The sequence below is a fragment of the Shewanella sp. 125m-1 genome (genome assembly GCF_052977065.1).
This window is the reverse complement of the sequence record NZ_JBRILT010000042.1, coordinates 31,451-40,528: the sequence shown is the minus strand read 5'-3', so window position 1 is coordinate 40,528 and position 9,078 is coordinate 31,451. Positions and strand designations below refer to the sequence as shown.

Below are 9,078 nucleotides of genomic sequence, written 5' to 3'. Positions count from 1 at the left end.
AGCCGAAAAGCTAACAAAGACGCTGGTACAGTTTTTTCTTTTGCTGTTCCTAGCAGGGCGCAGCCCGTCCTCGAAGCGCAGCGCCCTAGAACCTAGTACCTTGTTTTAAATCGAAACGCCCTAGGATCTAGGGTCTTCTTTTAAAGCTGAGACGGTAATAGCCGAACGGGCTACAGCCTAGGGAACGTGACTACGTCACTTACGGAAAAGGTAGGAAAGGCAAAGAAAGGTTCTAGGACCTAGGAACTTGTTTTAACACGAAGTATGCTAGTGAATAAGATTCATTTCTACTGTGTTCAAATTATGTGTTTATGTTGATAAGCTTCGGCAAAATAGGAAATTCAAAGGGTCAACATGGAACTGTCGACACAAAAACACGCTCAAGCCACGTCAGCGTCACCTTCTACAAGCTCAACAACCCGTAACGCCAATCTTGATGCCATTCGTGGTCTAGCAGTACTTGGTATTTTGTTTATCAATATCTACTCCTTCGGCAACGGCTATTCTGGTTACTCAAACCACCCAATAACTCCGTGGTATGACTCGGCAATTGATATCTTCAATAGCTTTTTTATTGAAGGACGGTTTTTGAGTTTATTTGCGATACTTTTTGGCGCAGGATTAGCCATTCAGTCAGAGAAAAAACTCAACTCAAACCAAGCTAACCAGATGAAGTCACGGCTTAAGTGGCTGATACTATTCGGTGCTTTACATGCCACTTTCATTTGGTTTGGCGACATTTTGTTTACTTACGGCGTCAGTGGCTTATTAACCCTTTGCTATATTTCACTGACACAGCAAAAAATACTCCGCAGAGCCGGTCTATTTTGGGCCATTGGTTTAATCAGTTTAATCCTTATGACAGTATTTCTCTCAGAGCCTTTCCCGCTTCGAGAGAGCGCCGCAGCAGAGTTTCAATACCAACTATGGACAGGCCCTTATTTAAGCCAGTTAATTGAACAAGTTATTTTATTCTTAGCCATTGCCGTCACAACACCTTTAACAATAATGTGGTTTGCATCGGGACTAATGTTATTAGGTGTATACCTGTATCGAGAGGGGATGTTTGAGCAAGGCTTTAGCCGCAAGCAGCTGTTACGCTTAATGATTACTGCACTACTGCTTTCTGCCATAGATGGTCTTTGTAGCTTGTCTAACTCTGCGCTATTGCAAAGTTTCAGCCCGGCGATAGTCGTGATCAGCGCGCTTCCCACTGCATTAATCTACATACACATTTTGGTTAAGATATGCCAAAACCGAGCAACTATCCTCACACCATTGCAGAATGTTGGCCGCTTAGCATTGAGCTTATACATTCTGCAATCAATTGTGATGTCTCTATTATTTAGATACTTCGCACCTTCGCTACTATTAACCTTAGATAGACCAGGCTATGTGGCTATTGCCATTGGTTTTTCAGCCATACAGTTGCTCCTTGCTAGTGTGTATCTGAAGTATTTTAATCAAGGTCCACTCGAATGGTTATGGCGCAAGCTCTCCGGCAGCGGCACGATTGCGCCAACTGCCAACCCTATTACAAACAACCAATAAAAATATCGCTTACGCTTAAAACCAATCAGTATAAAATGGCTGCAGGATGCAGAGGCTGATTAAGTATCTACATCCTTAAACAATGCTTACAGAAGGCTGGACACAGGTAACTCTCATGGCAAGCTTAGGTGTGGTTTGCATTCAGCTATCAACTAAAAGCCATTAATCAAAAAGCAAAAGCCCTGAAGCTATGATAGCGACAGGGCTTTTCAGCATGACTCGCAAAATGTATTTAGCAACAAATTAGCATAAAACCACTAGCTAACTTTTTTGGCCTGCTGCTTAATTGTCGGTGATGCTATCGCATCTTGAGCAGCGATTAATTGCAGCTCATAAGCGCCTTGATTAAAGGTCTCCAATAGCACGGCATCAACGGAGGCATTAGTGCGCTCAAATGCAGCTACAGGGCTAAAGCCCGCCTGCAAGTTAGCCAACATCAATCCACTGATTAGGTCGCCAACGCCTACCGGTTGCTTTTCAAACTCATACAAAGGACGCGATACTAGGTAGCTGCCGCCTTTTATCACCAGCAACATCTCAAACTGCTCTTTGCAGGTTGCCGCTTTTGCAAGATGCTTAACCACCACCATCTTAAGGCCTTTGGCTAGCAAACTCTCACAAGCATCAATCACTTCATCCAGATTATGCAGCTTTGTATCGGTGAGTGTTTCTAATTCTAATAAATTAGGCGCTATGATGTCAGCTTCAGCTAAGGCTTGGTTTTTAAGAAACTCCTGCACGCCCGGCGACACAATACAGCCCTTTTCTGGATGGCCCATTACCGGATCGCAAAAGTAGATAGCATTAGGGTTTAGTGCTTTCATCTTTTTCACTGCGTCTGCAATTTCAGCGCCTTGCTCTGCACTGCCCAAATAACCACTTAATAAGGCATCGCAGGTTTGCAGCTTGCCAATATTATCTAACCCTTGCACCAACTCAGTGATCTGACCCGCTGGCATAATCATTCCAGCCCATCCTTGTGCGTACTGCGTATGGTTAGAGAACTGCACCGTATTAATTGGCCAAACCTCCATACCTAGACGACGCATTGGGAATACAGCACTGCTGTTTCCAGCGCAGCCAAATACCACATGGGATTGAATGGATAAAATCCGCTTCATTGGTCACTACCTTTAATGTTATTAGCGATGTTAATTGAGGGTGCTCTATTGCCGTTTATTGACAACTAGCAGAGATTTTTAGCAATTATACCAATTAGGCTAAATTAGTATTCTCAAACTTAATCAGCTTGTGAGCTATTGCATAGGATTTGTATTCTCGATGGCCAATCACCAGCCTGATAGATCACCTTTGCATGCCACCAGTAGGCTTAAAGCATTAAAAAAGCCCTTAACGATTAATTAAGGGCTTTGTATTATTAAAGCAATTTATTACATTGCTTTAAATTATTAGTGCTTAACTTGGTAGAAGTTAACTCGGTTGTTAGCTTCTGTTGCATCTAATACTGCAAACTCACCATTCACAACTGTCATTGCTTGTGGGTTATTCAGACCCGCAATATCGCTAGCTGTAACAACGGTATTTGAAGTCAAGTCCATGGTTAACATTTGCTGACCAGAATGGCTAAGTAAGTAAGCTTTATCGTCTGCCACGCTAATACCGGTTACATTCGGGTATTGCTCAGCATCAATATTGATAATCGCTTCACTGTTAAGCTCGTAATCTTTGCCACTTAAACGCGAAACCACAAAGTTATTACGCTTAGTATCAGGCAGAGTCACCATTAAATACTCCTGGGTGTTCGCATCCCAACCCACGTTAGCAACGTAGTTGTACTTAGCTCGCACTGTCGCAAAACGGCTACGCTTTAGCTCACGCACGCCATCTGTACCTTCAATGAAGCGACCATAAGTATCGTCAAACTTAACGCTTGGGTCGTACTCAACGCGTACAAAGCTCTTGTGATCCGCTGTAACTAATACCGATGTTGCGCCGTCAAAAGTCACGCCCGCAAGGTTAGAGATCTCAGCTGAGAATGCCGCATCAATCTGCACTTTTGCTAAAATAGTTGTCAGCGTGTCATCTAAGAAGTAAACCCAATTATTGCTAGTCACTACTGCGTATAACTTGCTTTGAGGGTTGTAGCTCATGCCCGTTGCTAGGCCAAAGACGTCACTTGGCAGCTCAACGCTTTTAAGCAATTGAAGCTCGTCGCTTGTCGCAACTTTAGTGGCGTCATTTTGAGTCATGGTTGCAAAATCAGGCTTCTCGATTGAGTAAGCACCACGCGCTGACAGCTTAGAAAGCGTTGGCCAGTTAGCTGTAGACCAAATGGTTTTCTCTGAATCAAAGGTCATGCGCACTGGGTCGCTTTGACCGATATACGGGAATGGGCCTGTTTGCGTAAAGGCTTGTACTATGTTGAAGCCAATAATGACTAGGAACACGTTAACCGTTACCTTGTTCAGTAAGCTCCATTCACTGCTATCACTTTTTTCTACTAGCTTGTCGCCTTGTAGCAGCATTAATACGCCGGCAAACAATAAGATAATCGCAAAGACCACAATCACCCATACATAGGTGTGAACGCCAAAAATCGCTGGGCCAAAACCTTGGCCAATATCACGAAGAATATGCGCTGAACTATGACGATAACCTGCCCATAAGCCGTATACCGCAGTGATAATCAGTGCGCCAATATACTTTGGCTTTAAACCGTAACGCATGATGAAAATTGCGATTAGCGAGACCAGCACCATAGCGGTGCGCTCTTGCCAACAAAGAATACAAGGGGTGTCACCCATGGCAAAGCCCAAGATGATACAAGCGATACCTACCGGTAAAGCGATTAGCGCTAATGCCGCCAACGATATAATTCTGTTTACTGTTAATTCATTCATCATAGTGTTCTCACAAGTTACCGGCAGGCACTAACATGCCCCAAGTGGCGATCAACCAAATCCCCATGCTCATTAAAATGCTCAGAGCCAAAAAAATATGCGCCATTTTTTGTTTGTGAGGTTTAAAGGCAACCAAGAAACAAGCAATAAAAATTAGGCAAAAAAGTAGAAATTCCACAACTTTCTCCAATAGAGTTCACTCGAACTCAATTCAAAAATGCGCTTAGTAATAAGCCAAATATCGGCTAAAAATGTCGACAGCATTCGCTGTAATACTTGGTAATTTGTAGTGCAAGTTACTCAAGCTGAGACTAAATTACGGTAAATCTACTGAAAAAAATGTGCCCCAACCGCCATACCTCTAAATGAGTATTAGCGTGTTCTGGTTTTTGCTAAGCAGGTTCATTTATCACTAAATTAGTGAGCGCTAGCGCTTACACACAATTGATGAGAGAGCGGCGATTCACACTCTAAAGCGAGTTGTGACCCTAGGCTAAAAGCATGAATTAATGGGATTTAAAACAAAGATCTGGGTATAGGGTGAGCAATGCCACTAAACACACGCTACTGCAGATAACAAAAAAGCCCCCAACATTTGCATGTTGGGGGCTTTCAATGCTTAACCTGGTTACAGGTTGAAGCTAAACGCGGTCATTACTTACGGTTATGACGCTTACGCTCGTTTTCAGTCAAGTAACGCTTACGAACACGGATGTTCAGCGGAGTTACTTCTACTAATTCGTCATCATCGATGAACTCAAGCGCTTGCTCTAGTGTCATTTCGATATGCGGAGTTAGTACCTGTGCTTCGTCAGTACCAGATGCACGCATGTTAGTTAGCTGCTTACCTTTCAAACAGTTAACTGTTAGGTCGTTAGCGCGTGCATGAAGACCAACTACTTGACCTTCGTATACTTCTGATGCGTGAGTAATAAACAGACGACCACGCTCTTGTAGACCGAATAGTGCGAATGTTAGTGCTTTACCAGTAGCGTTAGAGATCAATACACCACGTGCACGTTGACCAATATCACCGCCTTTCAAAGGACCATAGTGGTCGAATGAATGGTAAATAAGACCAGTACCAGAAGTCGCTGTCATGAACTCAGTTTGGAAACCAATTAAACCACGGCTAGGGATAACGAAGTCGATACGTACACGACCCTTACCGTCTAACTGCATGTCCTTCATGTCACCCTTACGGATACCAAGCTTCTCGATCACTGCACCTTGATGCGCTTCTTCAACGTCAACAGTTAGTGTTTCGAACGGCTCACACATCTCGCCATCGATCTCTTTAACGATAACTTCTGGACGAGAAACAGCTAGCTCGTAACCTTCACGACGCATGTTTTCAATCAAGATTGAAAGGTGAAGCTCACCACGGCCTGATACGCGGAAACGATCTGGGCTGTCAGTTTCTTCAACGCGCAATGCTACGTTGTGTACTAGCTCTTGTTGTAGACGCTCAAGGATGTTACGTGAAGTTACGTACTTACCTTCTTTACCCGCAAACGGAGAAGTGTTTACCTGGAATGTCATTGTTAGTGTTGGTTCATCAACAGACAATGGAGGTAATGCTTCTACGTTAGTAGGGGCACAAATTGTGTCAGAAATCTGTAACTGGCCAAGACCAGTAATCGCAACGATGTCACCAGCGTTAGCATCTGTAACTTCGTGACGCTCTAGACCCATGTAACCTAATACCTGGCCGATTTTACCGTTACGTTTTTTGCCGTCAGCGCCAAGTACAGTAACTTGTTGGTTAGTCTTAACACTACCACGCTTGATACGACCAATACCGATAACACCCACGTATGAGTTGTAGTCGATTTGAGAGATTTGCATCTGGAAATCACCTTCAGCATCAGCATCTGGTGAAGAAACTTTTTCAACGATCGTTTCGAAAAGTGGCGTCATATCTGCGCTAGTTTCGTCTGGATCTAATGTTGCAAAACCGTTTAGTGCAGAAGCATAAACGATTGGGAAATCTAGCTGCTCATCGGTAGCGCCTAGGTTGTCGAACAAGTCAAATACTTGGTCAATAACCCAATCAGGACGTGCGCCAGGACGGTCAATCTTGTTAATAACAACGATTGGCTTAAGACCTTGAGCAAAAGCTTTCTTAGTCACGAAGCGAGTCTGTGGCATTGGACCATCAACAGCGTCAACTAGTAGTAATACTGAGTCAACCATAGATAGAACACGCTCTACCTCACCACCGAAATCGGCGTGACCTGGGGTATCAACGATGTTGATACGGTAATCGTTCCACTTGATGGCAGTGTTCTTGGCCAGAATCGTGATACCACGTTCCTTTTCAAGATCATTTGAATCCATCACCCGCTCAGTGGCTTCTCCTCGAGACTCAAGGGTTCCTGACTGCGCCAGCAACTTATCAACCAAGGTAGTCTTACCATGGTCAACGTGTGCAATAATGGCGATGTTACGTAAATTCTCTAACACGGCTAAACCTCTTACCATCGGTATAATATATAGGGGGGGTTACTGCCAACGACTAAAACCAATCTAGTATAGTAGTTGCAATAAAAAGCGTGACATTCTACTCTAGCTCAGCGTTATCTCACAGGATTATTTTTAACCAATCGTTAAAAATAACTCTTTCGCATTGATTTTTTTTGCCTTAACGTCTGCTTTTTACACACTTTTTTATACTTTAGTTGTGTGACACTATTAGGTCATCCTAGACAAACACTCCTCCTTAAATTCATCATTTTCACCTTTTAAAGCTATTTTAAGCCTCAAATTCCGCTAGAAAACAACGGATATTCTCTTCACAAAAAAACAAAAAACATGACTGTCCTTAATCCTAATAACACTTATTGAAAATCTAATGTTATTTGCTTGACCTCCCCCCTATAAAATTACTCATGGCTTAGTTATTCTGTGTAACGATTTTTAGCGAGACGCCAACAGTTGATTACAGGGAAAATAGCGGCTGCACTGTTATAGCGCGTGCACCATCTCGATCCATCCCGCGCACCATTACGGTGCAACAAGGATATCAGCATCGAGAACAAAAATATTATCACCCTTAATTATCAGTGAGTTACAAATTTGGCATAAGTCTCGCTTTAAGAATGCCAGAATCGCATTAAGCGCTAAATATTAAAGATAAAACAAAGGGACGCCCCTTTACCCTACTCGGAGACTTTAGAATGTCAGCAGAATCAGTTTTACAACAACTAAAAGAATTAGAAGTTAAGTTTGTTGATTTACGTTTTACCGATACGATAGGTAAAGAGCAGCACGTAACCATTCCAACTCACCAAGTCGATGCTGACTTTTTTGAAGACGGTAAAATGTTTGACGGTTCTTCAATCCAAGGTTGGAAAGGCATTAATGAATCAGACATGGTATTGATGCCAGATCCTGCAAGTTTTGTACTTGACCCTTTCACGGCAGAAACTACTGCTAACATTCGTTGTGACATCCTAAACCCTGGCACAATGACCGGTTACAACCGTGACCCACGCTCTATTGCTAAAAAAGCAGAAGACTACCTACGTTCAACAGGTATTGCTGACACCGTATTGGTAGGTCCTGAGCCAGAATTCTTCCTATTTGACGATGTTAAGTTCGGCGCTGACATGTCTGGTTGTTTCTACAAGGTTGATGCTGAAGAAGCAGCTTGGAACTCAGGTACTAGCTACGATGGTGGCAACAAGGGTCACCGTCCAGGCGTGAAAGGTGGTTACTTCCCAGTAGCACCAGTAGACTCTTCACAAGACATCCGTAGTGCTATGTGTTTAGTGCTAGAAGAGATGGGTCAAGTTGTTGAAGCGCATCACCATGAAGTTGCTACAGCGGGCCAAAACGAGATCGCGACACGTTTCAACTCACTAACACTTAAGGCCGATGAAGTTCAGGTACTTAAGTATGTTGTTCACAACGTGGCCCACGCTTACAACAAGACAGCGACATTTATGCCTAAGCCAATCGTTGGCGACAACGGTAGCGGTATGCACGTGCATCAGTCTCTTGCGAAAGATGGCGTTAACTTGTTCGCAGGTGACAAGTACGGTGGATTGAGCGAAACAGCTCTATTCTACATCGGTGGTGTGATTAAGCATGCGCGTGCAATTAACGCATTTGCTAACCCATCGACAAACTCATACAAGCGTCTTGTACCACACTTCGAAGCGCCTGTTATGCTTGCTTACTCAGCAGCTAACCGCTCTGCTTCTATCCGTATCCCAGTGGTACCAAGTGCAAAAGGTCGTCGTATCGAAATCCGTTTTGGTGACCCAGTGGCTAACCCATACTTAGCGTTCTCTGCAATGCTAATGGCTGGCCTTGACGGTATCCAGAACAAGATCCACCCAGGTGAAGCAATGGATAAAGATCTATACGATCTTCCAGCTGAAGAAGCAGCAGAAATCCCAACAGTTGCCACTTCACTAGAAAACGCACTTGAGTGTCTAGACGCTGACCGTGAGTTCCTAACTCGTGGCGACGTATTCACTAACGACTTTATCGACTCTTACATCGCCCTTAAGTCTGCTGATGTTGAGCGCATCAACCAAACAACTCACCCAGTAGAATTCGAGCTTTACTACAGCTTGTAATCCTCTGAGTGACCCGCTAACCACTCGTAAGTGATTAGTCTTTAAAGCCCTAAACAGTCATGTTTGGGGCTTTTTTA

Annotated in this window: 5 protein-coding genes; 2 read left to right on the top strand and 3 right to left on the bottom strand. The window is 43.6% G+C overall.

What is annotated here, in order from left to right:
* Positions 1–354 precede the first annotated feature (354 nt).
* Positions 355–1,551 carry a DUF418 domain-containing protein gene (locus ACVBIK_RS16330; protein ID WP_447158897.1) on the top strand — a complete coding sequence of 399 codons (1,197 nt, stop codon included), beginning with the start codon at positions 355–357 and terminating at the stop codon, positions 1,549–1,551.
* Between the two features lie 257 nt (positions 1,552–1,808).
* Here the strand turns inward: ACVBIK_RS16330 and pdxY are convergent, their stop codons facing one another.
* The 3 genes from pdxY to typA all read right to left on the bottom strand — a co-directional run bounded on the left by pdxY (position 1,809) and on the right by typA (position 6,878).
* Positions 1,809–2,672 carry a pyridoxal kinase PdxY gene (gene pdxY, locus ACVBIK_RS16325; RefSeq protein ID WP_447158898.1) on the bottom strand — a complete coding sequence of 288 codons (864 nt, stop codon included), beginning with the start codon at positions 2,670–2,672 and terminating at the stop codon, positions 1,809–1,811.
* 288 nt (positions 2,673–2,960) lie between these two features.
* On the bottom strand, positions 2,961–4,415 hold the full coding sequence (locus ACVBIK_RS16320) for a disulfide bond formation protein B (protein WP_447170101.1): 1,455 nt from the start codon (positions 4,413–4,415) through the stop codon (positions 2,961–2,963).
* A 651-nt stretch (positions 4,416–5,066) separates the two neighbouring features.
* Positions 5,067–6,878, bottom strand: coding sequence for a translational GTPase TypA (gene typA / locus ACVBIK_RS16315; protein ID WP_447158900.1), 1,812 nt, complete (start codon positions 6,876–6,878; stop codon positions 5,067–5,069).
* 713 nt (positions 6,879–7,591) lie between these two features.
* Here typA and glnA point away from each other — a divergent pair.
* Entirely contained in the window at positions 7,592–9,001 is a 1,410-nt protein-coding gene (glnA, locus tag ACVBIK_RS16310) for a glutamate--ammonia ligase (RefSeq protein WP_447158901.1), read from the top strand.
* The last annotated feature ends 77 nt before the right edge of the window (positions 9,002–9,078 follow it).